General features: G+C 67.4%; 24 protein-coding genes. 6 read left to right on the top strand and 18 right to left on the bottom strand.

Features of this window, described 5'->3' with window-relative positions; genetic code table 11:
* The 4 genes from rfbC to rfbB are packed head-to-tail and all read right to left on the bottom strand — an operon-like array spanning position 1 to position 3,410.
* Positions 1 to 546 (bottom strand): dTDP-4-dehydrorhamnose 3,5-epimerase, encoded by a 546-nt coding sequence (rfbC, locus tag AC1PPL_RS07100; RefSeq protein ID WP_312791383.1) that lies wholly within the window; start codon positions 544 to 546, stop codon positions 1 to 3.
* Positions 546 to 1,436, bottom strand: coding sequence for a glucose-1-phosphate thymidylyltransferase RfbA (gene rfbA / locus AC1PPL_RS07095; protein ID WP_479972971.1), 891 nt, complete (start codon positions 1,434 to 1,436; stop codon positions 546 to 548). The genes rfbC and rfbA overlap by 1 nt, the downstream gene beginning before the upstream one ends.
* A gap of 19 nt (positions 1,437 to 1,455) precedes the next feature.
* On the bottom strand, positions 1,456 to 2,346 hold the full coding sequence (rfbD, locus tag AC1PPL_RS07090) for a dTDP-4-dehydrorhamnose reductase (RefSeq protein WP_479972970.1): 891 nt from the start codon (positions 2,344 to 2,346) through the stop codon (positions 1,456 to 1,458).
* Positions 2,343 to 3,410 carry a dTDP-glucose 4,6-dehydratase gene (gene rfbB / locus AC1PPL_RS07085; protein ID WP_479972969.1) on the bottom strand — a complete coding sequence of 356 codons (1,068 nt, stop codon included), beginning with the start codon at positions 3,408 to 3,410 and terminating at the stop codon, positions 2,343 to 2,345. The genes rfbD and rfbB overlap by 4 nt, the downstream gene beginning before the upstream one ends.
* Before the next feature lie 188 nt (positions 3,411 to 3,598).
* Here rfbB and AC1PPL_RS07080 point away from each other — a divergent pair, with 188 nt between their 5' ends.
* Both AC1PPL_RS07080 and AC1PPL_RS07075 read left to right on the top strand, forming a co-directional pair.
* Positions 3,599 to 4,072 (top strand): phasin family protein, encoded by a 474-nt coding sequence (locus AC1PPL_RS07080; protein WP_479972968.1) that lies wholly within the window; start codon positions 3,599 to 3,601, stop codon positions 4,070 to 4,072.
* A gap of 92 nt (positions 4,073 to 4,164) precedes the next feature.
* The gene (locus AC1PPL_RS07075) at positions 4,165 to 4,827 is read left to right on the top strand and encodes a TetR/AcrR family transcriptional regulator (protein WP_123674922.1); all 663 of its coding nucleotides are present in this window, start codon (positions 4,165 to 4,167) and stop codon (positions 4,825 to 4,827) included.
* A gap of 21 nt (positions 4,828 to 4,848) precedes the next feature.
* Here AC1PPL_RS07075 and AC1PPL_RS07070 read toward each other — a convergent pair whose 3' ends face one another.
* On the bottom strand, positions 4,849 to 5,625 hold the full coding sequence (locus AC1PPL_RS07070) for a type III pantothenate kinase (protein ID WP_011803993.1): 777 nt from the start codon (positions 5,623 to 5,625) through the stop codon (positions 4,849 to 4,851).
* A 155-nt stretch (positions 5,626 to 5,780) separates the two neighbouring features.
* On the opposite strand from AC1PPL_RS07070, the gene lysM reads away from it, so the two are divergent.
* A complete protein-coding gene (gene lysM, locus AC1PPL_RS07065) occupies positions 5,781 to 6,269 on the top strand; it encodes a peptidoglycan-binding protein LysM (protein ID WP_047350082.1) in 489 nt (162 codons plus the stop codon).
* A gap of 94 nt (positions 6,270 to 6,363) precedes the next feature.
* Here the strand turns inward: lysM and AC1PPL_RS07060 are convergent, their stop codons facing one another.
* From AC1PPL_RS07060 to AC1PPL_RS07005, 12 genes are all read right to left on the bottom strand, one after another.
* Positions 6,364 to 6,813: a rhodanese-like domain-containing protein gene (locus tag AC1PPL_RS07060; RefSeq protein ID WP_012655571.1), complete on the bottom strand. Its 450-nt coding sequence runs from the start codon at positions 6,811 to 6,813 to the stop codon at positions 6,364 to 6,366.
* 29 nt (positions 6,814 to 6,842) lie between these two features.
* Entirely contained in the window at positions 6,843 to 7,763 is a 921-nt protein-coding gene (locus AC1PPL_RS07055) for a M48 family metallopeptidase (protein ID WP_287744053.1), read from the bottom strand.
* Between the two features lies 1 nt (position 7,764).
* Positions 7,765 to 8,514 (bottom strand): lysophospholipid acyltransferase family protein, encoded by a 750-nt coding sequence (locus AC1PPL_RS07050; protein ID WP_479972967.1) that lies wholly within the window; start codon positions 8,512 to 8,514, stop codon positions 7,765 to 7,767.
* Positions 8,515 to 8,591: 77 nt separating this feature from the next.
* Positions 8,592 to 9,167 (bottom strand): D-glycero-beta-D-manno-heptose 1,7-bisphosphate 7-phosphatase, encoded by a 576-nt coding sequence (gene gmhB, locus AC1PPL_RS07045; RefSeq protein ID WP_012655568.1) that lies wholly within the window; start codon positions 9,165 to 9,167, stop codon positions 8,592 to 8,594.
* A gap of 84 nt (positions 9,168 to 9,251) precedes the next feature.
* The gene (glyS, locus tag AC1PPL_RS07040) at positions 9,252 to 11,414 is read right to left on the bottom strand and encodes a glycine--tRNA ligase subunit beta (protein WP_313562768.1); all 2,163 of its coding nucleotides are present in this window, start codon (positions 11,412 to 11,414) and stop codon (positions 9,252 to 9,254) included.
* Positions 11,415 to 11,444: 30 nt separating this feature from the next.
* On the bottom strand, positions 11,445 to 12,398 hold the full coding sequence (gene glyQ / locus AC1PPL_RS07035) for a glycine--tRNA ligase subunit alpha (RefSeq protein WP_011803986.1): 954 nt from the start codon (positions 12,396 to 12,398) through the stop codon (positions 11,445 to 11,447).
* Between the two features lie 106 nt (positions 12,399 to 12,504).
* Positions 12,505 to 13,728, bottom strand: coding sequence for a beta-ketoacyl-ACP synthase I (fabB, locus tag AC1PPL_RS07030; RefSeq protein WP_011803985.1), 1,224 nt, complete (start codon positions 13,726 to 13,728; stop codon positions 12,505 to 12,507).
* Positions 13,725 to 14,249: a bifunctional 3-hydroxydecanoyl-ACP dehydratase/trans-2-decenoyl-ACP isomerase gene (gene fabA, locus AC1PPL_RS07025; RefSeq protein WP_012655566.1), complete on the bottom strand. Its 525-nt coding sequence runs from the start codon at positions 14,247 to 14,249 to the stop codon at positions 13,725 to 13,727. The genes fabB and fabA overlap by 4 nt, the downstream gene beginning before the upstream one ends.
* A 183-nt stretch (positions 14,250 to 14,432) precedes the next feature.
* The gene (gene lnt / locus AC1PPL_RS07020) at positions 14,433 to 16,031 is read right to left on the bottom strand and encodes an apolipoprotein N-acyltransferase (RefSeq protein WP_479972966.1); all 1,599 of its coding nucleotides are present in this window, start codon (positions 16,029 to 16,031) and stop codon (positions 14,433 to 14,435) included.
* Positions 16,031 to 16,909 carry an HlyC/CorC family transporter gene (locus AC1PPL_RS07015; RefSeq protein ID WP_012655564.1) on the bottom strand — a complete coding sequence of 293 codons (879 nt, stop codon included), beginning with the start codon at positions 16,907 to 16,909 and terminating at the stop codon, positions 16,031 to 16,033. Before AC1PPL_RS07015 ends, lnt begins: the two co-directional genes overlap by 1 nt.
* A 93-nt stretch (positions 16,910 to 17,002) precedes the next feature.
* Positions 17,003 to 17,731, bottom strand: a complete 729-nt coding sequence (locus AC1PPL_RS07010) for a GNAT family N-acetyltransferase (protein ID WP_041838783.1) — start codon at positions 17,729 to 17,731, stop codon at positions 17,003 to 17,005.
* A gap of 180 nt (positions 17,732 to 17,911) precedes the next feature.
* Positions 17,912 to 18,397 carry an Lrp/AsnC family transcriptional regulator gene (locus tag AC1PPL_RS07005; RefSeq protein WP_011803980.1) on the bottom strand — a complete coding sequence of 162 codons (486 nt, stop codon included), beginning with the start codon at positions 18,395 to 18,397 and terminating at the stop codon, positions 17,912 to 17,914.
* Between the two features lie 185 nt (positions 18,398 to 18,582).
* Here AC1PPL_RS07005 and hppD point away from each other — a divergent pair, with 185 nt between their 5' ends.
* From hppD to phhA, 3 genes are all read left to right on the top strand, one after another.
* Positions 18,583 to 19,701, top strand: a complete 1,119-nt coding sequence (gene hppD, locus AC1PPL_RS07000) for a 4-hydroxyphenylpyruvate dioxygenase (protein WP_047350074.1) — start codon at positions 18,583 to 18,585, stop codon at positions 19,699 to 19,701.
* Positions 19,702 to 19,790: 89 nt separating this feature from the next.
* A complete protein-coding gene (locus tag AC1PPL_RS06995) occupies positions 19,791 to 20,759 on the top strand; it encodes a Bug family tripartite tricarboxylate transporter substrate binding protein (protein WP_011803978.1) in 969 nt (322 codons plus the stop codon).
* An 85-nt stretch (positions 20,760 to 20,844) separates the two neighbouring features.
* Positions 20,845 to 21,684 carry a phenylalanine 4-monooxygenase gene (phhA, locus tag AC1PPL_RS06990; protein WP_011803977.1) on the top strand — a complete coding sequence of 280 codons (840 nt, stop codon included), beginning with the start codon at positions 20,845 to 20,847 and terminating at the stop codon, positions 21,682 to 21,684.
* Between the two features lie 18 nt (positions 21,685 to 21,702).
* Here the strand turns inward: phhA and AC1PPL_RS06985 are convergent, their stop codons facing one another.
* A complete protein-coding gene (locus AC1PPL_RS06985) occupies positions 21,703 to 22,614 on the bottom strand; it encodes an esterase/lipase family protein (protein ID WP_479972965.1) in 912 nt (303 codons plus the stop codon).
* Positions 22,615 to 22,679 lie beyond the last annotated feature (65 nt).

Raw genomic sequence — 22,679 nt, 5'->3', positions numbered from 1 at the left:
TCAGACGAACACCTCCGCCGCAGCAAGCGTCAGCCCCTGCGTATCCTTGGCCGACAACCTGGGCTCGCCTTCATACGGCCAGCGGATCCCCAACTGCGGATCGTTCCACGCAATGCACCGCTCATGCTCGGGTGCGTAGTAGTCCGTCGTCTTGTACAGGAAGTCCGCGCTTTCGCTGAGCACCACAAAGCCATGCGCGAAGCCCGGCGGTACCCACAACTGGTGCTGGTTGTCCTCGGACAGCTCTGCCCCCACCCATTGCCCGAAGGTCGGTGAGCTCTTGCGGATGTCCACTGCCACATCCCATACCTTGCCCCGCGCCACACGCACCAGTTTGCCCTGTGGCTGCTGGATCTGGTAGTGCAGGCCACGCAGCACGCCCTGGCTGGAGCGGCTGTGGTTGTCTTGCACGAACGGGTGGTTTGTGCCTGTGGCCTCGTTGAAGGTCTTCTGGTTGAAGCTCTCGAAGAAGAATCCCCGTGCGTCGCCGAACACTTGGGGTTCGATCAGCACCACTTCGGGGATGGCCAGTCGCGTTGCCTTCATCAGTACACCGTCTCTTTCAGCAGTCGTTGCAGGTACTGGCCGTAGCCGTTCTTGGCCAGCGGCTGGGCCAGTCGCTCCAGCCGGGCGGCATCGATCCAGCCGTTGCGCCAGGCGATTTCCTCGGGGCAGGCAATCTTCAAGCCCTGGCGCTGCTCCAGCGTGGCGATGAATTGGCTGGCGTCCAGCAGGCTGTCGTGCGTGCCGGTGTCTAGCCAGGCGTAGCCGCGGCCCATGATCTCGACGCTCAATTGGCCTTGCTCCAGGTACAGGCGGTTGAGGTCGGTGATTTCCAGTTCGCCGCGCGGGCTGGGCTGGAGCTCCTTGGCCAGTTCGACCACCTGGCTGTCATAGAAGTACAGGCCCGTGACGGCGTAGCTGGACTTAGGCTTCTGGGGTTTTTCCTCCAGGCTCAGCACTTTGCCGCTGGCATCGAATTCGGCCACGCCATAGCGCTCGGGATCGTGCACGTGGTAGGCAAAGACGCTGGCCCCTTGCGGGCGGGCCATGGCATTGGCCAGCAGTTCGTGGAAGTCGTGGCCGTAGAAGATGTTGTCGCCCAGCACCAGCGCGCTGGGGCTGCCGGCCAGGAAGTCTTCACCGATCAGGAAGGCCTGGGCCAGTCCGTCGGGGCTGGGCTGCACGGCGTATTGCAATTGCAGGCCCCACTGGCTGCCGTCTCCCAGCAGTTGCTCAAAGCGCGGCGTGTCCTGCGGGGTGCTGATGATGAGGATCTCGCGGATGCCCGCCAGCATCAGCGTGCTCAGCGGGTAGTAGATCATGGGCTTGTCATACACCGGCAGCAATTGTTTGCTGATGGCAAGCGTTGCCGGGTGCAGGCGGGTGCCGGAGCCGCCGGCCAAGATGATGCCCTTGCGCGTGGGTGTCGTCATTGCATTGGGGGGGGTTCGGTCAGAGGATTTCGGTGAGCATGCGCGCCACGCCCTGCTGCCAAGGCGGCAGCACCAGGCCGAAGGTGGTTTGCAGCCGGGTGGTGTCCAAGCGCGAGTTGTGCGGGCGCCGCGCCGGCGTAGGAAAGGCGCTGGTGGGCACGGGCGCCACCTCGGTTGCTTTCAATTCAATAGCTGGTTGCGCTTGCCTGGCATGCTCCAGAACGTATTTCGCATAGGAGTGCCAGTTCGTCTCGCCGCTCGCCACGCAGTGGTACAGGCCGCCGTCCCCGGGGCGGCTTTGCAGATGGCGGACGGCATGTGCCGTCACGTCGGCCAGCAGGTCAGCCCCCGTGGGCGCACCCCATTGGTCGTCGATGACGGTGAGGCGCTCGCGCTCGCTGCCTAAGCGGAGCATGGTCTTGGCAAAGTTGCCGCCGCGTGCGGCATAGACCCAGCTGGTGCGCAGGATGAGGTGGTGGCACCCTGTCTGCTGGATGTGCTGTTCGCCCTCCAGCTTGGTGGCGCCATAGACTGACAGCGGAGCCGGCGCATCGGTTTCCACCCAAGGCCGCGTGCCGCTGCCGTCGAACACGTAGTCGGTGCTGTAGTGAACCAGCCAGGCACCCAGGCGCGCAGCTTCTTCTGCCAGCACGCCGGGCGTGGTGGCATTGAGCAGCCGGGCAATCTCGGGTTCGCTCTCGGCCTTGTCCACGGCAGTGTGGGCGGCGGCGTTGACGATGACGTCAGGCCGCAGGGCGCGCACGGTCTCGCGCACGCCTTCAGGGTTGGCAAAGTCGCCGCAGTGCTCGGTGCTGTCGTGGTCCAGCGCGGTGACCCGGCCCAGCACGGCCAGGCTGCGCTGCAGTTCCCAGCCCACCTGGCCGCTCTTGCCCAGCAAGAGGATGTTCATGCCGCAGCGCCTTCGTATTGCTTTTGCACCCACTCGCGATAGGCACCGCTTTGCACCTGGGCCACCCATTCGGGGTGGTCCAGGTACCACTGCACGGTCTTGCGGATGCCGGTCTCAAAGGTTTCCGCGGGCTTCCAGCCCAGTTCGCGCTCGAGCTTGCGTGCGTCGATGGCGTAGCGGCGGTCGTGGCCAGGGCGGTCGGTAACGTAGGTGATCTGGGTTGTGTAGCTCTGGCCGTCGCTGCGCGGGCGCAACTCGTCCAGCAGGGCGCACACGGTGTTGACGATGTCGATGTTGGGCTTTTCGTTCCAGCCGCCTACGTTGTAGGTCTCGCCCAGCCGGCCCGCCTGCAGCACGTGCCGGATGGCGCTGCAATGGTCCTTGACGTACAGCCAGTCCCGGATCTGCATGCCGTCGCCATACACGGGCAGGCTCTTGCCTGCCAGGGCGTTGACGATCATCAGCGGGATGAGCTTTTCCGGAAAGTGCATCGGGCCGTAGTTGTTGCTGCAGTTGGTGGTGAGTACCGGCAGGCCGTAGGTGTGGTGCCAGGCCCGTACCAGGTGGTCACTGGCCGCCTTGCTGGCGGAGTACGGACTGTTGGGCTCGTAGTTGTGCTCTTCGGTGAAGGCCGCAGCAGCCGGCGCCAGACTGCCATAGACTTCGTCGGTGCTCACGTGCAGGAAGCGGAATGCTTCTTTTTGTGTAGCTGGCAGCGCTTGCCAGTAGTGCCTTACGGCCTCCAAAAGCCTGAAGGTGCCGACGACGTTGGTCTGGATGAAGTCCTCGGGGCCGTGGATGGAGCGGTCTACGTGGGATTCGGCGGCGAAGTTGATCACGGCGCGTGGCTGGTGCTCGGCCAGCAGACGATCCAGCAGCGTGCGGTCACCGATGTCGCCCTGCACGAACACGTGACGGCCATCGCCCTGCAGGCTGTCCAGGTTGTGCAGGTTGCCCGCGTAGGTGAGCTTGTCCAGGTTCACCACCGGCTCGTCACCGACAGCCAGCCAGTCGAGCACAAAGTTGGCGCCAATGAAGCCTGCGCCGCCTGTTACCAGAATCATGGGTGGAAATCCTTCGCCAGAACCGTCTGCAGACCGGACTGCCTGCGGGGACAAAGCCTTGGATTATCCCATCGGCATACACATGCCTGTAACAAACTCCCGTGACGGGATTTAGGGCGCTGCACCTACATGCGCACGCTGAAGGGCGCCCACAATCACCACTCAGGCCAATGCACAAGGAGTCTCCTATGCCCCACGTTCCTCCCGACGACGACATCGACCCCGCGCGCGAATTCCCACGCATGGCCCGGGAGTCCGCACAGCAAATCTGGCTGGCTGGCCTGGGCGCCTTTGCCAAGGCCCAGGCCGAGGGCGGCAAGGTCTTTGAGGCCCTGGTGCGCGAGGGCATGGCACTGCAGCGCAAAACCCAGGACACCGCCCAGGAGCATTGGGGCGAGGCCGCGCAGCGCATGGGGCAGATGGCCTCGGGACTGGGCGAGCGCGCCGCCGGCCAGTGGGACCGGCTGGAGGGCATCTTCGAGGAGCGCGTGTCCAAAGCACTGCAGCGCCTCGGCGTACCCACCGCGCAGGAAGTGCAGGCCCTGCACGAGCGCATCGACGCCCTCACGCAGGAATTGCAAGCGTTGCAGGAGCGCCAAGCCGACCGCGACGGCGTGACAACCGCGCCGCCGCCGTCGCGCCCATCCACCCACGAGGGTTGAACGACCCTCCGCATCAACCCGGCTGTGCACCCGCGGGCGACTGGAGTAGATTTCCGGAGCACGACAACGCCCCCGATGGGAGGAGACAGCCCATGGCGAAGAAAGCTCCCCGCCGCACCGCCGAGCGCATCCTGGAGTCCAGCCTGGCGCTGTTCAACCGCTTTGGCGAGCCCAACGTCTCCACCACGGCCATCGCCGCGGACCTGCACATCAGCGCAGGCAACCTCTATTACCACTACCCTGCCAAGGACGAGATCGTCAACGCGCTCTTCGCGCGCTACGACGAGGCGCTGAGCGGCCTGCTGCACGCGGGTGCGGACGTGCAGGACGTGGAGGACGCGTGGTTCTTCATGCACACGCTGTTCGAGCTGATCTGGCAGTACCGCTTCTTCTACCGCGACCTGAACAACCTGCTGTCGTGCAACCGCCGGCTGGAAGAGCAGTTCCCCGTGCTGCTACAAGCCAAGACCGCCGCCATGCACGATCTGCTGCAGGCACTGCGGCGCCGTGGCGCCTTGCAGATGGAACCGGCGGACGCCATGCAGCCTACCGCAACCAGCATGGTGGTGGTGCTGACCTACTGGCTCAGCTTCGAGTATGTGCGCGCCCCGCGCCAGGCGCTGGAACCCGAGAGCGCGCAGGCTGCGCTGCTGCACGGCGCGCGGCATGTGTTGGGACTGCTCATGCCCTATCTGGAGCCCACCCAGCGTGCGCACCTGGCGCGGCTGGTCGGGGCCTACGACCAGGCCACTTAACACCCGCGCTGGCGGGCCGTGTCAGGCCGGCAGCTCGGCAAACCGGCGCGCCGCGATCTCCAGCAGGCCGTCAAAGATCAGGTTTTCCACCAACTCGAACGGGCGCGTCATGCTTGGCGCCATCTTCCAGCCCGCGCCACCGGTCATCATGCAGGCGGGTTCCTGCCCGCAGTGCTGCCGCAGGTGCTGGTACATGCGCTCCACCGCGCCGGCAATGGCATAGGTGCCGCCGCTGGTCAGCGCATCGCTGGTGTTGGATGGAAACAGGCGCACCTCGCCCGTGGGCACGTGCAGCCCCGCGGTGCCGGACTCCAGCGCGCGCAGCATGATGCCGTGGCCGGGCAGGATCAGGCCGCCCAGGAAGCGACCCTCCGCGTCCAGGGCCTCCACCGTCACGGCGGTGCCCACCATCACCACGATCAGCGGCCGCGCGGGCCCCTGGGCCAGCAGGCGGTGGCGCGCACCGATCATGGCCACCCAGCGGTCCGCGCCCAGGCGCGTGGGATGGTCGTAGCCGTTGATGACGCCGGCTTCCTGCGCGGACGGCACCACCCAGCGCGCGGGCACGTCCCACAGCTCCATCTGCTCGGCCACGCGGCGCTTGACCGCGTCGCCCGCCACCACGCAGCCCAGCATATGCCGGGGCGCGGGCAGGTGGGACCACGGGCCCTCGGCCAGGCGTTCGATATGGTCCAGGAATTCAGCGCCATGGGCCAGCAGGCCGGCACCGGGCTGCGCTGCGTCGAACAACGCCCACTTGAGACGGGTGTTGCCCACGTCGATGGCCAGGAAAGTCATGGCGCGGATTATCCGTTTTTTGCCTTTGCTTCCCGCAAAGCGCCGCAAATGCACGCGCTGCCGCCGGCGCGGGCGTTTTTCCGACATGGCGGTGCCGGACAGTACGGCTATAGTGGTCCCGACCGTTTCTGCAACCCCCAGAAGGAGAGAAAGCCATGGGTCTTTTCAGTTTCATCAAGGAAGCCGGCGAGAAGCTGTTTGGCGGCAAGGACGCGCAGGCTTCCACAGCCGCCGCGCCCACGCAGGCCGAGCTCAACGACAAGGCGGGCAAGGCCATCGAGGCCTACATCGCGTCGCAGAACCTGGGCGTGAGCGACGTACAAGTCCACTTCGAAGGCCCCGAGGGCAAGGTGACGGTGAAGGGCACCGCACCTACGCAGGCGGCCAAGGAAAAGGTCACCCTGTGCTGCGGCAACGTGGCCAGCGTGACCAGCGTGGACAACCAGATGAGCGTGACCAACCCCGAGCCCGAAGCGCAGTACCACGACGTGGTGCGCGGCGACACGCTGAGCGCCATCGCCAAGAAGTTCTATGGCGACGCCAACAAGTACCCGGTGATCTTCGAAGCCAACAAGCCCATGCTGACCCACCCCGACAAGATCTACCCCGGCCAGAAGCTGCGCATTCCACCGCTGGCCAAGTAAGCCCCCGCAATCTCAAGCCAAAACGGCTGCCAGCGCTTGCACATCAAGCGCTGGCAGCTATTTTTTTGAGAGCAAAAAAACTGCAGCAATCCGCTCAGCCCTGCCGCCACGGCAGGCCGCGAAAGCGCCAGCCGCTGCGCCGGTTGCGCTGGCCGTTCTCGTCCGGCTCGCCCTCGAAGCCTTCCAGGATGTTGTAGGCCTTGATGCCCAGCTCGGTCGCGCGCCGCGCCGCGGCCACCGAGCGCACGCCGCTGCGGCACAGCAGCACCGCCGTGCCGCCGGGCGGCACTGCCGCGCGCAGCTGTGCGTCGAAATCGGCATTGGGTTGCATGCCGGGCCATTGCTTCCAGGCCGCGGCCACGGCGCCGGGCACGAAGCCCACCCAGTCGCGCTCGGCATCGGTGCGCACGTCCACCAGCACCGCCTGGCCGGCGCGCACCCATTGCCACGCCAGCGGCGGGCTCACGTCGCCGGCGTAGCCCTCGGCGGGCAGGGGTTGCTCAGAAGCGTGGAGGTCGGGCGTGGGCGTGTTCATGGCGGCCATTCTGGCAGACCATGGCCGCCGCGCGCCCATCAGTCCCAGGGCGGCGCGGGCTGCTCGCGCAGGCTGCGGCGCAGCGCGGCGTAGTCGGGCACCACGGTGGCCACGGTGTCCCAGAAGCGCGGGCTGTGGTCCATCACGCGCAGGTGCGACAGCTCGTGCGCGACCACGTAGTCGATGATGGCCGGGCGGTAGTGCATGAGCCGCCAGTTCAGCCGGATGGAGCCGTCGGCCCGCGCGCTGCCCCAGCGGGTGTTGGCGCTGGACAGGCGCAGCCGCGTCCAGCGCACATCCAGCAGCGGCGCGAAGTGGTGCAGCCGCTCGGTGAAGCAGCGGCGCGCATCGCGCATCAGCCAGGCCTGCACCGCGTCGCGCACCTGGGCGGGCGCGGCGCTGCGCGCCAGGGCGATGCGCAGCGCGCGACCGGTTGCGCCGCCCTGCTCCTCGAGCGCTCCACCGCGCGCGGCGAAGCCGTGCGTGGGGTCCAGCACCACGGTGAGCGGCTCGCCCAGGTAGGGCAGCACGGCGCCGTCGCCCCAGACGATGCGCGCACGCTCTTCCTGCTGGCGGCGCGCCTGCTGCTCGCCAAGCTTGCGCAGGATCCACGGCGCCTTGTCGCGCAGCGCGGCATCCACGCCCGCCAGCGTGACCCAGGAGGGCGCGCGCACGGACAGGCCTTCGGGCCCCACGGTGAAGCCGATGGAGCGCCGGCGCGCACGCTGCAGCGCATAGGCCACCACCGCGTCGCCCAGCAGCACCTCGCGGCTGGCCGCCGGGTGGCGGAACACGGCGGGCGTGAGCAGATCGCCGAGCGGTGGCGCTGGCGCTACCAATAAAGGAGCATCTGGCGCTTGCTGGACGGGCGCTATCGCCCGTTTCGGCTGTGGCACCCCGGAATCCGGGCTGCTCCCGCCGCCCAGGAAGTCCAGTGCCAGCTGCACCAACCGCTGCATGTCAGCCGGCGGCGGGGGGGTAGGCGTCGGGGTCCAGGCGGCGCATCTCGCCTTCGATCCAGGCCTCGACCTCGCGCATCAGCTCGTCAGGCTTGCGCCCCTCGGTGGGGATGGGCCGGCCGACGGACACGTGCACCACCCCCGGGCGCTTGATGAAGGCCTTGCGTGGCCAGACCGTGGCCGAGGTCACGGCGATCGGCACCACGGGCACGCCGGCGTCGATGGCCAGGCGCGTGCCGCCGCTCTTGTAGTCGCCCTTGGCGCCGCGTTCCGTGCGCGTGCCCTCGGGAAACATGATGACCCAGGTGCCCTTGGACAGCAGGCGGCGGCCCTGCTGCAGCACCTTGGCAAAGGCGCGGGCGCGCTGGCCACGGTCGATGTGGATCATGTCCAGGCTGCCGATGGACCAGCCGAAGAACGGCACGGAAAGCAGTTCCTTCTTGAACACGTAGGCCAGCGGGTGCGGCATGATCGCCGGCATCAGGAAGGTCTCGTAGGTGGACTGGTGCTTGACCAGCAGCACCGCGCCCTGCTGCTCGCCCTGGGGCAGGTGCTCCATGCCGGTGATCTGCGTGCGGATGCCCAGCAGCCAGCGCGCCGAGTCGATGCACAGCTTCAGCCAGGCGCGCGCCACGCGGTAGCGCGCCGCCGGGCTGCCGCCCAGCGCACGCACCAGCAGGATGCCCAGGGTGTAGGGGACTACGGTGACGACCATCACCAGCAAATGAAGAATGGAGCGGATCAGTGCCATGAAGCAGTTTTCAGTGTTTTTGGCCTCTAGCGCCCATGCAGTAAGCGCCAGCAGCTATCAATTCAATAGTTTTCGCATCACAGGGCCACGGGCAGGCTGGCGCCGTTCTGCGGTGCGATGAAATCCGCCAGCGCGCCCAGGCTGGCATGGGCGCGCGTGCCGGCGGGCCAGCCGGGCGGCAGGCTCTGGCGCGGGTCCAGGTGGGCCGAGCGACCGGTGCAGACCATGTGCAGTTGCGCGCCCAGCTCGCTCGCCGCCTGCAGATGGGCCGCACTGCTGCCCGCCACCAAAATTTCCTGCCCCTCCGCGCCGTAGCGATCGCGGATCTGCTCCATCAGGCCCGGAGCGGGCTTGCGGCAGTGGCATTGCTCGCTCTCGGTGTGGGGGCAGTAGAACACCGCGTCGATGCGCCCTCCCAGCGTGGCCAGCTGCCGGTGCATCTTCGCGTGGATGGCCACCAGGGTCTGCGCATCGAAGAGGCCGCGGCCCAGGCCCGGCTGGTTGGTGGCCACCACCACATGCCAGCCCGCGTGGTTCAGCCGCGCCACGGCCTCCAGCGCGCCAGGCACCGGCACCCATTCGTCGGGCGAGGCGATGAAGCCATCGCCCAGCGCGTTGAGCGTTCCGTCTCGGTCCAGGATGGCGAGTTTCATGGCGCGATTATCAAAGCAACGCTGCCGCGCCGCCCGCGTCCGCCGTCACCGGCGTAACGGTCCAGGCCCCACAGCCGCGCACGGTCACACCGCCAGGCGCGAGAGGTCGGCCACGCGGTTCATCGCCATGTGCAGCTTCTTGAGCAGGCCCTGGCGGTTCAGGCGCAACGCCAGCTCCTCGGCATTGACCATCACGTCGTCGAAGAACGCGTCCACGGGCGCGCGCAGCACGGCCAGGGTTTGCAGGCTGGCGGTGTAGTCGCCGCTGTCGAACTGGGCGTTGGCCTCGGGCACGAAGCGCTGCAGCGCGGCGTACAGGTCCTTCTCGGCGGGCTCCTGCAGCAGTTCCTCGTTCACGTGCGGATCCACCTCGCCGGCCTTCTTGAGGATGTTGGTCACGCGCTTGTTGGCCGCGGCCAACGCGGGCGCCTGCTCCAGCGTGGCGAATGCACGCACGGCCTCGATCTGCCGGGGCACCAGCGCCAAGCGCTGCGGACGCAGGGCAATCACGGCGTCCACCTCCTGGGCGCTGTAGCCCTGCTCGCGCAGGGAGCCAGCCAGGCGGTCGTAGATGAAGTCGGCCAGCTGAGCGCTGGTGTCCTCGATCTTGTCGCCGAAAGCCGGCACCGCGCTGGCCAGCAGCGCATCCAGATCCAGCGGCAACTCCTTCTCGACCAGCATGCGGATCACGCCCAGCGCATGGCGACGCAGCGCAAACGGGTCGCGGTCGCCCGTGGGCAGGTTGCCGATGCCGAACATGCCCACCAGCGTCTCCAGCTTGTCGGCCAGCGCGACGACCACGCCCACGTTCTCGCGCGGCAGCGCGTCGCCGGCAAAGCGGGGCTTGTAATGGTCCTCGATGGCGTGCGCCACCTCGTCGGGCAGGCCGTCGCTCACCGCGTAGTAGCCGCCCATGATGCCCTGCAGCTCGGGGAACTCGCCCACCATGTCGGTGACCAGGTCGGTCTTGGCCAGCAGCGCGGCGTTGTCCACGCAGGTCAGTAGATAGTCCTGGGCGATCTCGCCTTCCTGGGAGTCCAGCGCCGCGTTGCCCTGCGCAAGCGCCGTGAACAGCTGCGTGGCGATGGCCTTGGCGATATGGCGCACGCGCTCCACGCGTTCGCCCTGCGTGCCCAGCTTGTTGTGGTAGACCACCTTGGCCAGTTGGTCCACGCGGCTGACCAGGGTCTTCTTGCGGTCCTGATCGAAGAAAAACTTGGCATCCGCCAGGCGCGGGCGCACCACGCGCTCGTTGCCCTGGATGACGGCGCTGGCGTCCTGCGGGCTGATGTTGCTCACCACCAGGAACTGGTGGGTGAGCTTGCCCTCGGCATCCAGCAGCGGGAAGTACTTCTGGTTGGCCTTCATGGTGAGGATCAGGCACTCCTGCGGCACGGCGAGGAACTCCTTCTCGAATTCGCAGACCAGCACGTTGGGGCGCTCGACCAACGCCGTTACTTCGTCCAGCAGGGCGGCGTCTTCGATCGGCCGCACGCCACCGCCTACACGGTCGGCGGCCGCCTGCAGCTGGCGCGCGATCTCGGCGCGGCGCTCGGCAAAGCTAGCAATCACCGCGCCTTCGCTGCGCAGTTGCTCGGCGTAGCTGTCGGCGCTCTGGATCACGACCGGGTCCACGGAGGCCTCGAAGCGGTGGCCGTGCGTGGTGTTGCCGGCCGTCAGGCCCAGGGCCTGCACGCCCACCAGCACCTCGCTGCCATGCAGCGCCACCAGGCCGTGCGCCGGGCGTACGAAATGCACGCTGGTCCAACCGTCCTGCAGCTGGTAGCGCATCACCTTCGGGATCGGCAGCTTGGCAATGGCTTCGTCCAGCGCCTTCTGCAGGCCGTCGGCCAGCAGCGCGCCCTTGGCCATGCTTTCGAAGAACAGCACCTCGGCCTTGCCATCGTGCACGCGCTTGAGCTGCGGCACGCTGGCGGCGTCGGCGCCCAGCGCGGTCAGCTTCTTGAGCAACGCCGGCGTGGGCTGGCCGCTCGCATCCAGACCCACAGCCACGGGCATGAGCTTCTGCGACACCGCCTTGTCGGCCGCGGCGGGCAGCACTTCGGTGATATGCGCCGCCAGCCGGCGCGGCGAGGCAAAGGCGGTGAGCTGCGAATGTGCCGAGGTCAGGCCTTGCGCCTGCAGTTGCTCCAGCAACACGCCCGCGAAGGCATCGCCGAGCTTTTGCAACGCCTTCGGGGGCAGTTCTTCGACAAACAGTTCGACAAGAAGATTCTGGTGATTCATGGTGTGTTTCTCGCTGCGCGGCGCGTGCGCTCAGGCGGCCTTCTTGTTCTGTTGTTCCGCGGCCTTGGCCAGCTCGGCCAGCACCTCGTCGGCATGCGCCTTGGGCGCCATGGGGAAGCCCAGGCGCGCACGGCTGTCCAGGTAGGCCTTGGCCACGGCGCGCGCCAGGTTGCGGATGCGGCCGATGTAGGCGGCGCGCTCGGTCACGGAGATCGCCCCGCGCGCATCCAGCAGGTTGAACGTGTGCGCCGCCTTGAGCACCTGCTCGTAGGCCGGCAGCGCGAGCTGCTCGCCCATCAGGTGGTTGGCCTGCTTTTCATGGGCGCCGAAGGCGGTGAAGAGGAACTCGGCGTCGGAATGCTCGAAGTTGTAGGTGGACTGCTCCACCTCGTTCTGGTGGTACACGTCGCCATAGGTCAATTTCGCGCCATTCGGGCCCTCGGTCCAGGTCAGGTTGTAGACGTTGTCCACGCCCTGCAGGTACATGGCCAGGCGTTCCAGGCCGTAGGTGATCTCGCCCGTGGCGGGCTTGCAGTCGATGCCGCCGACCTGCTGGAAATAGGTGAACTGCGTTACCTCCATGCCGTTGAGCCACACCTCCCAGCCCAGGCCCCAGGCGCCCAGCGTGGGGTTCTCCCAGTCATCTTCCACGAAGCGGATGTCGTTCTTCTTGAGGTCAAAGCCCAGGGCTTCGAGCGAGCCCAGGTACAGCTCCAAGATGTTGTCGGGCGCGGGCTTGAGCACCACTTGGTACTGGTAGTAATGCTGCAGGCGGTTGGGGTTCTCGCCATAGCGGCCGTCCTTGGGGCGGCGGCTGGGCTGCACGTAGGCAGCCTTCCAGGGCTCCGGGCCCAGAGCTCTCAAAAACGTAGCTGTATGCGACGTACCGGCGCCCACTTCCATGTCATAGGGCTGCAAGAGTGCGCAACCCTGGTCGGCCCAGTAGGACTGCAGTTTGAGGATGATTTGTTGGAATGTCAGCATGGCTGTGTGTCTGAGAGAGCGGGCGCGCTCGCACGCGCGAACCGGCAATTTTAGGCGTCCAAGCAAAACGGGGGCCGCAGCCCCCGTCGTACCTGGCCCGAGGCCGTCACTGGCCTTGCCAGCGGCGCAGCACCAGGCTGGCGTTGGTGCCGCCAAAGCCGAAGCTGTTGGACAGCACGTGGGTCAACTGCGCGTCGCGCGTCTGGGTCACCAGCGGCATGGAGCCCAGCAGCGGGTCCGGCGTCTCCACGTTGGCCGATCCGGCGATGAAGCCCTTGTTCAGCATGATCAGGCAGTAGATCGCTTCCTGCACGCCGGTGGCGCCCAGCGAATGGCCGGTGAGCGACTTGGTGCTGGAGAACGGCGGCACGGCCTCGCCGAACACCGCCTGCATCGCACGCACTTCCTGCATGTCGCCCACAGGCGTGGAGGTGCCGTGGGTGTTGATGTAGTCGATGGGCGCGCCCAGGCCTTCCATGGCCTGCTGCATGCAGGCGATGGCGCCGTCGCCCGACGGGGCCACCATATCTTCGCCGTCGCTCGTGGCGCCAAAGCCCACGACCTCACCCAGGATGGTGGCGCCGCGTGCCAGTGCATGCTCCAGGCTTTCCAGCACCACGGCACCGCCGCCGCCGGCGATCACGAAGCCGTCGCGGTTGGCGTCATAGGCGCGCGAGGCCTTCTCGGGCGTGGCGTTGTACTTGCTGGACATGGCGCCCATGCCGTCGAACAGCAGCGACATGCCCCAGGACAGCTCTTCGCCGCCGCCGGCGAACATCACGTCCTGCAGGCCCCAGGCGATCTGCTGCGCAGCGGCGCCGATGCAGTGCGCCGACGTGGAGCAGGCCGAGGTAATGGAATAGTTGATGCCCTTGACCTTGAAGTTGGTCGCGAGGCACGCGGACACGGTGGAGCTCATGCAGCGCGTGACCTGGTAGGGTCCCACGCGGCGGATGCCCTTTTCGCGCAGCGTGTCGGCCGCCTCGATCTGGTTGGCGGGAGAGCCGCCGCCCGAGCCCATGATGAGGCCGGTGCGCGGGTGGCTGACCTGTTCGGGGGTGAGGCCGGCCTGCTGGATGGCGTCTTCCAGGGCAATCTGCGCATAGGCCGCGGCGTCGCCCATGAAACGCAGCTGCTTGCGGTCGATGCGCGCCTCGACGTCGATCTCAGGCACCCCCGCCACCTGGCTGCGCAGGCCCAGCTCGGTGAACTGGGGCACGGCCTTGATGCCGGAGCGGCTGGCGCGCAACGCCTCCTCCACGGTCTGCAGATCGTTGCCAATGCACGAGACGATGCCCGCGCCCGTGATCACCACCCGTTTCTTGGTCATGCTGCGCTTCCCTGTGCGTCGCCTTCGCGCAGGAACAGACCCACGCGCAGGTCGTTGGCCACGTAGATTTCCTTGCCGTCGGCCAGCAGGCGTGCATCGCCGATGGCCATGTTGAGTTTGCGCTTGATGACGCGCTTGATGTCGATTTCGTAGGTCACGAGCTTCACGTCCGGGCCCACCTCGCCGGTGAACTTGACCTCGCCCGCGCCCAGCGCGCGGCCACGGCCCGGCAGGCGCAGCCAGGTGAGATAGAAGCCGATGAGCTGCCACATGGCATCCAGCCCCAGGCAGCCGGGCATGACCGGGTCACCCTGGAAATGGCAGGCGAAGAACCACAGGTCGGGCTTGACGTCGAGTTCGGCCACGATCTTTCCCAGGCCATGCGCGCCGCCGTCGGTGTCGATGTGCGTGATGCGATCGAACATCAGCATGGGGGGCAGGGGCAGGCGCCCGCTGTCCGGACCGAACAACCGGCCCTCGCCCGAGGCGATGAGTTGTTCGTACGAGAAGGAATCAGCCATTGTCAATCGTGCTCCAGACGGCCCGTGCCGTCGCGGTAGGTGGTTGTCGTTGATGCAAAAAAATCAGCGCGCGGCCCGCGGCCACGGGCGGCGAAGGCCCTCTATTATCCAGGCTCGCGCGCGCTCTGGCCTGTAACCGTGCCCCGGGAAAGCCCGCTGGCTACCGCGCTGGGATGATCTGGATCAATTTCCAGCCCGCACCCGCCCTGTGCGCCCGCGCAGGCACCAGGCCAGCCCCGCCACTGCAAACCCGAGCGCCCACAGGGGCCAAAGCCCCCAGCGCGCCACCCACCGGGCGTACGGCGTGGCGGCGCCACCACGCCCCTGCACCTGGGCGCGCAGCACGCCGCGCTGATAAGCCGGCATGCGGTGCGTGACCTGCCCGCGGTGGTCGATCACCGCCGTGGCGCCGGTGTTGGTGGCACGCACCATGGGACGCTCGAACTCCAGCGCGCGCAGACGGCTGATGGCCAAGTGCTGGTCCACTGCCACGGTGTTGCCGAACCAGCCGATGTTGCTCAGGTTCACGAGGATGGTCGGGCTGCTCGCCGGGTCGAGAAAGCGCACGCCGATCTCCTCGCCGAACAAGTCCTCGTAGCAGATATTGGGCGCTATGCGCTCGCCGGCCCACGCCAGCGACGGCTGACCCACCGCGCCGCGGTTGAAGTCGCCCAGGGGGATGTTCATCATCTCGGTGAACCAGCGGAAGAACGGCGGGATGAACTCGCCGAACGGCACCAGGTGGTGCTTGTCGTAGCGGTAGGGCTGCGACTGCTCTGGCGCAAAGCCCAGCACCGAGTTGGTATAGCCCTCTTCCAGGCTGCCCAGCGGGATGCCCAGCAGCAGCGCCTGGCCGCCCGCGGCATAGCGCTCGGCCATGCCCTCCAAATAGCCGGGCACCAGCTGCTGCGGCAACAGGGGGATGGCCGTCTCGGGCGCCACCACCAGGCTGGCCTTGGCCGCGTGGATCTGGTCGTAATACCACTGCAGCGCCATCGGCACGCCACTGCCGGGCTGGAACTTCTCGTCCTGCGGGATGTTGCCCTGCAGCAGCGCCAGCGACAGCGGCGCATGCACGGGCGGCGGGGCACCGCAGCCCTCGACGGCGCAGTGGCGCTGCCAGGCGGCCCCTGCCCCCACGGCCGTGAGCGCGAGGACCAGCGCCCAGGCACGTGCGTTGCGCAGGTCGGCGCGGCGCGCCTGCGCCAGCAACATGGCCAAGAGCGCCGCCGCAGCACCGATGCCGTACACGCCCACGCTGCGCGCCAGCGCGGCCAGGGGCCCCTGCACATGCGCGTAGCCGCCTGCGCCCCACGGAAAGCCGGTCCACCATTGGCCGCGTGCCAATTCCGCCAACAACCACAGCGCAGCAAAAACGATAGCTGCCAACGCTCTATGGACGGGCGCTAGAGCCCAAAAACATGCAGAAACCGCTGCGTAATAACTGCCGAGGAACGCCGCCAGCCCCAGCACCGCCAGCACGGCCAGCGGCGCGGCCAGTCCCCCATACGTGTGCATGGAGATGAACAGCCACCAGAACGTGCCCGCGAGCCACGCCGTGGCGAACACCCAGCCCAGCAGGCCGGCCCGGCGTGTACCGCCGGCGCCCAGCAGCACATGCGCCCACAAGGCCAGCGACAGGATCTGCAGCCACCACAGCGGCTGTCCGCCCCAGGGCCAGGCCAGCGATGCGGCCTGCGCCAGCCCGGCCACCAGGGCCAGCACCCAGGGCAACGGGCCGCGGCGCGGTGCGTGCGCGGCCAGGGGCGGTGCGACGGCCATCAGCGTTCGGACTCGGGCGTGCCCGCCGCCGGTGCGACCTTGAACCAGCGCACCGACCCGCCCTTGGTGTGCATCACCACAAACTGCAGGCCGCCGAGCACCACGGACTCTCCCTTGCGCGGCATGCGGCCCAGCTCGTGCGCGATCAGGCCGCCAATGGTGTCAAAGCTCTCATCGGGGTCGCTGCCCTGCAGCGCCACGCCGAAGGCCTCGGCCACGCGCTCCACGGGCGTGTCGCCGCTCACGCGGAAGGTGCGGTCGGCCAGGCCGAAGATGTCGCCCTCGTCCTCGGGGATGTCGAACTCGTCCTCGATCTCGCCCACGATCTGCTCGATCACGTCCTCGAACGTCACCAGACCGGCGATGCGGCCGAACTCGTCGATGGCGATGGCCATGTGGTTGCGCGTGTTGCGGAATTCCCGCCCCAGGTCATGCAGGCCCTTGCTCTCGGGCACGAACAGCGCCGGGCGCACCAGCGTGCGCACGTTCAGCCCCGGCGAGCGCCAGAGCTTGAGCAGATCCTTGGCCAGCAGGATGCCGATGATGTTGTCGCGCTCGCCCTGGTACACAGGAAAGCGCGAGTGCGCGGTGTGCAGCACCTGGTGCATGAGCTCGTCCACCGGCGCGTCGATGTCCAGCATGTCCATGCGTGGCGCGGGCACCAGCACGTCGCCCGCAGTCATCTCGGCCATGCGCAGCACGCGCTCCAGCATCACCCGCGCATCGGCGTTGATGACGTCGTTGTCCTCGGCCTCGGCCAGCGTGGCGATGAGCTCGGCCGTCGAGTCCGGCCCGGGGTTGATGAACTCGACGAGGCGCTGCAGGAACGTGCGCTTGTCCTCCTTGTCGGAGGCGCGCGCAGGGTGGGGGTCGGACACGGGGACGGGTGCAGGTTGTGCAGAGAGTGGATCAGCCCCCAAGGATAGCGGATCGCCCCGCGCACCCGCGGGGCACGCCGGGGGCGCGCCTGCCTACTCGGCGGCCTGGTGGCGGCCGTCGCGCACGCCCTGGCGGATTTCCTGCAGGTCGGCGAGGAAGCGCCAGAACTGCCGCGCCTGCTTCTTGAGCTGGTAGTCCACTTCGCCGAAATGCTCGGCCATGATCTCGGACACGCGCGTGTCGAAGCGCGCGGGCGGCAGCTGCAAGTACGCCTCGGACTCGGATCCGTCGCGGCGCACCGTGGCGCCGGCATTGCGCGCGATCTTGAGCATGGCCGTGTTCTCGGTGAGCGCGTGGATGAACATCATGCTCACGCCGCGGTTGCGCGCCAGCATCACCGCGCGCTCGAACAGCCGCGCGCCGTAGCCGCGCCCGCGGGCCGTGGCCGAGACCGAGACGCCGAACTCGGCGCAGCTTTCGTACTCGCCCGATGGCGCAAACGCCACATGGGCCATGGCGATCAACTCCAGGCGGCGGTTGAAGATGCCGAACACCTCGTCGCGCGAGAAGTCCAGCAACTCGGCGTAGCGGCGCACCTGGTCGTCGTTGGCGGCGTAGCCAAAGCGCAGGTAGCGGTCGCGCGGCTCCAGGCGCAGCAGGTGGGCGGCAATGCGCTCGCGGTGCTGCGGGCCGAGCGAACGGATGGGCACCATCACAGTGTTCATGGCAAAACCTCGGTGGAAGCGTCCCCCGGCGGTGGGGCGCAGCATTTGTCGCCCTGCGTTCCAGGAAGCGCGAAGCCAGTCTTTGGTTGAAAGCATGATGCGGCCGATTCTAGGGTTTTCCCTAGGAATCTGGGGCGCATATGCTGCAATGCAACAAAAAAGTAGGGGAAATCAGATCCAAGGGAAAAATGGCCTCTAGCCCTTACCCAGTAAGCGCAAGCAGCTATCAATACAGGACTGCCTCTGTCCGCCACGCGACTGCCGTGCCTTTTTTATCTACACCGGCAGGGCGGTAGTAGCCTTGACCCGGTCCAGAACGAAGCTGGTCTTGCAGTCCTGCACGCTGGGGTGCTTGAGCAGCGTGTCCATGATGAAGCGGCTGTAGTGCGCCATGTCGGCCACCACCACGCGCAGCAGGTAGTCCATCTCGCCGGTGAGCGACGCGCACTCCACCACCTCAGGCCAGGTCTGCACGCTGGCGCGGAAGAGGTCCATCGGGTTGCGCTTGTGGCTCTCGGTGTGCTTTTCCAGGCGCACGTTCAGGTAGGCGGTCAGTCCCAGGCCCACGCGCTCGGGGCGTACCAGTGCCACGTAGCGGTCAATCACGCCCTCTTCCTCCAGCCGCTTGGCGCGGCGCAACACGGCGCTGGGCGACAGGCCCACCTGTTCGCCGATCACGTCATAGGTCTCGCGGCCGTTGTCCTGCAGGCGGCGCAGGATGGCACGGTCCAGCTTGTCGAGGGCGGGGGTGCGTTCGCTCATGGCGGCGGATTCTAGGCAAGCGCCGCACGAGACGCACCCGCGTGTTCCCTAACGCGAAATGACTGCACATCGCATTGACGTTGCGCAACATTCCTGCATATCCACACTCAAACCCGTGCGCATTCGCCAGAAACATGAGCCCCGCCCCTCCTACAGTGAAGCGACACACCCTAAGGAGACTGCCGATGACTGCCGCCCTGCCCCTTCGCGCCACCCACGACGCCGACGCCTGGGAGAACCCCATGGGCCTGATGGGCTTCGAGTTCGTGGAGTTCACCTCGCCCACCCCGGGGCTGCTGGAAGCGGTGTTCGAGAAGCTGGGCTTTACGCTCGTGGCGCGCCACCGGTCCAAGGACGTGCTGCTGTACCGGCAGAACCAGATCAACTTCATCCTGAACCGCGAGCCGGCCAGCCAGGCCGCGTACTTTGGCGCCGAACACGGCCCCTCGGCCTGCGGGCTGGCCTTTCGCGTGAAGGATTCGCACCAGGCCTACCGGCGTGCGCTGGAGCTGGGCGCCCAGCCGATCGAGATCCCCACCGGCCCCATGGAACTGCGCCTGCCGGCCATCAAGGGCATCGGCGGCGCGCCGCTGTACCTGATCGACCGTTTTGAGGACGGCAAGTCCATCTACGACATCGACTTCGACTTCCTGCCCGGCGTGGACCGGCGCCCTGTGGGGCACGGCCTGAACGAGATCGACCACCTCACGCACAACGTGTACCGGGGCCGCATGGGATTCTGGGCCAATTTCTACGAAAAGCTCTTCAACTTCCGCGAGATCCGCTACTTCGACATCCAGGGCGAGTACACGGGCCTGACGTCGAAGGCCATGACCGCGCCGGACGGCAAGATCCGCATCCCGCTGAACGAAGAGGCCAAGCAGGGCGGCGGGCAGATCGAGGAATTCCTGATGCAGTTCAACGGCGAGGGCATCCAGCACATCGCGCTGATCTGCGACTCGCTCGTCGAGGTGGTGGACAAGCTGGGGCTGGCGGGCGTGCCCCTGGCCCCGGCGCCCAACGACATCTATTACGACATGCTGGACACCCGCCTGCCGGGTCACGGCCAGAACGTGGCGGAACTACAGGCGCGCGGCATCCTGCTGGACGGCACCACGGCTGACGGCACACCCCGTCTGCTGCTGCAGATCTTCTCCACGCCCATGCTGGGGCCGGTGTTCTTTGAGTTCATCGAACGCCAGGGCAACTACCGCGAGGGTTTCGGCGAAGGCAACTTCAAGGCGCTGTTCGAATCGCTGGAGCGTGACCAGATCCGGCGCGGCGTCCTGCAGACCCAGGCGTGAGCCCTGGGCGCGGCCCGCCATGGAATGACGCACTGCAACAACGGCTTTCTATACTGAGCGCCCTTTCAAAGAGACTCGGGAGAAATTCAATGTTGCGTCGCCGTCAATTGGTGGGTTCCCTTGCGCTGTGCATGGCTTGCGCCGTACAGGCACAGAACGCATCCGCCCCCATGACCATCGTGGTGCCCTACGCGGCCGGAGGCCCGCTCGATAAGAGCGCGCGCATCCTGGCCGAAGGGGCACAGGCCCAACTCGGGCCCATCCAGGTGCAGAACAAGCCGGGCGCCGGCGGCAACCTGGGCGCAGACACGGTGGCCAAGGCGCCCAAGGGCGGCAACCTGCTGGTGATGGGCGCGGTCGCCACCCATGCCGTGAACCCCTGGCTGTACAAGAATTTCCCCTACAACCCGGTCAAGGATTTCACGCCCATCGTGCTCGTCGCCCGCACACCGAACGTGCTGGTGATGAGCGCCGAACGGGCCAAGGCGTTGGATATCAGCACCACCACCGACCTCGTGAAGTACATGAAGGCCCACCCGGACCAGCTCAAGTACGGCTCGGGCGGCAACGGCAGCATCGGCCACATCGCCGGGGAGATGTTCAAGTCGCTCACCAACACGCGCATGCCCCATGCGCCCTTCCAGGGCGCGGGTCCGGCGCTCAAAGCGCTACAGGACGGCGGCGTGGACATCGTGTTCGACAACCTAGCGTCGTCACTGCCACTGATCCAGGGCGGCAAGCTCAAGGCGCTGGGCGTGACATCGCTGGGCAGCGACGACGCCCTGCCCCACGTGCCCAGCATCAACAGCGAGGTGCCCGGCTTCAACGTGTCCACCTGGTTCGGGCTGTTTGCCCCCGCCACGCTGCCCGCCGCCGATGCACAGAAATACGCCACGGCGTTCTCGAAAGCCATGCACTCGCCGGCCGGCAAGGCGCAGTTCCAGAAGATGGGCCTGACGCCCGAGGAACTCACGCTGGGCGGCTTCGGCAGCTTCGTGCGCTCGGAACTGGGCAAGTACGAATTCCTCATCAAGGCCGCCAAGATCCACATCGACTGAACGCCGTCCTGCACTCCCGCCCGCCGGCCCACACCAGGCCGGCGGTGCACGATGACGGCGTGGTTCCAACAAGGAGACAAGCACCATGGGACAAGCCCCCGTCGTCTACGGACAATCCAGCCGCCCGCCGCGCGGCGACTATTCGCGTGCGCAGGAGGATTACACCTGCGCGCAGAACTTCGCGGCGTACACCGCCGCCGACCACGACACCTACCACCGCCTGTACCAGCGCCAGTCCGCCCAGCTGCAGGGCCTGGCGAGCGAGGCCTTCATCCAGGCCCTGCCGCTGCTGGGCGCCAAGGAGCGCATCCCGCGCTTCGATGACGTGAACGAGCGCCTGTACCGCGCCACGCGCTGGGAGCTGGTGGCCGTGCCAGGGCTGATCCCCGAGGTGCCGTTCTTCTCGCTGCTGGCGAACCGCAAATTCCCGGTCACCGACTGGATCCGCACGCCCCAGGAATTCGACTACATCGTCGAGCCCGACGTGTTCCACGACCTGTTCGGCCACGTGCCGCTGCTGTTCAACCCGGTGTTTGCCGACTATGTGCAGCGCTATGGCGAAGGAGGCCTGAAAGCGGCGGGACTGGGCGCCTGCGAGATGCTCTCGCGGCTGTACTGGTACACGATCGAGTTCGGCCTGATCCGCGAGCAAGGCGGGCTGCGCGCCTATGGCGCGGGCATCCTCAGCTCGCGCGGCGAACTGCCCTACGCCGTGCACAGCCCCGAGCCGCAGCGCCTGCCACTGGAGCTGGAACGCACCATGCGCACGCGCTACAAGATCGACACCTACCAGCAGACCTACTTCGTGATCGACAGCTTCGAGCAGCTGTTCGAACTCACGGCGCAGGATTTCGCGCCGATCTACGAACGGCTGCGCGGCCAGCCCGAGTTCGCGGCCGATGCGCGCGAGCCGCTCCCGGCCTGAAGCGCGTCGCCGACACGCTCAGGGCTGCTCGAGCAGCGCCAGGCAGTCCTGCAGCACGCGCGGGTGGAACGCCATCTCGACGTGCGCCACGCCTTCAATGAAGCGGTTGTCCGCGCCCTGCAGCATTGCAGCCGCGGGCGGATAGACCACGTTGTCGCAGTTGGAGTACCAGCACACGAAGACTGCGGCGCGTGCCGGCGGCTCGTCTTGCCCCAACTGGCGCACCCAGGGGCCGTGCAACCGCATCTGCCGGCCATTGGTGCTGCGTGCGCCGCGCGCGGGCCAGGTGCCGTGGTGCGGCGATCCCAGCGTGACGATGCGGTGCACGCGCTGCTCGCTGCCCGGCACGGCGCGCAGCCAGGCGCGTGCGGCCAGACCGCCCATGCTGTGGCCCACGATCAGCGGCGCCCGCCCAGTGGCCTCGGCCACGCGGCGCACGGCATCGTCGATGGTGCGGCAGTAAACGTCGATGGAGCCGAAGGCGGGCTCCAGGGTCACGGCCACAAAGGCATGGCCGCGCGCACGCAGCAGCGCCAGCCAGGGCGTCCAGAACCCTCGGTTGCACAGGAAGCCGTGCACCAGCACCACGCCGCGCGGGCCGGGTACGTCCGACGCGCGCGGTGGCAGCCAGTCCGCCACGGCCTGGTGGCGGAACGGCTGCCACCAACCGAAGACCAGGCTGGCCCAGCGTGACTCGGCCCACCAGGCGCGCAGCAGCTGCCCGGCGCGCGGACGCGGCGTCGCATCCCCCCGGCAAACCCAGGCCATCAAGAAAAATTGCGGCGCCATGCCCAGGCGGAATATCAGCGGGACCGCGGCCACGCCCGCCAGCGCCAGCGCCGGCGAACGGGCCCAGAACCAGGCCATCCAGCCCGCGATCAACAGCAGATGCACGGCCACCGCCCAGCGTTGCCAACGCGCGTTCGTCATGAAGCTCCCTTGTGGTGGTTGTGGTGTGTCGCTTGGGTGACCTCTGCGGCATCCGGACTAGGACA

The organism is Diaphorobacter sp. B2A2W2 (assembly GCF_056730635.1).
This window is presented reverse-complemented; position numbering and strand designations above follow the sequence as displayed.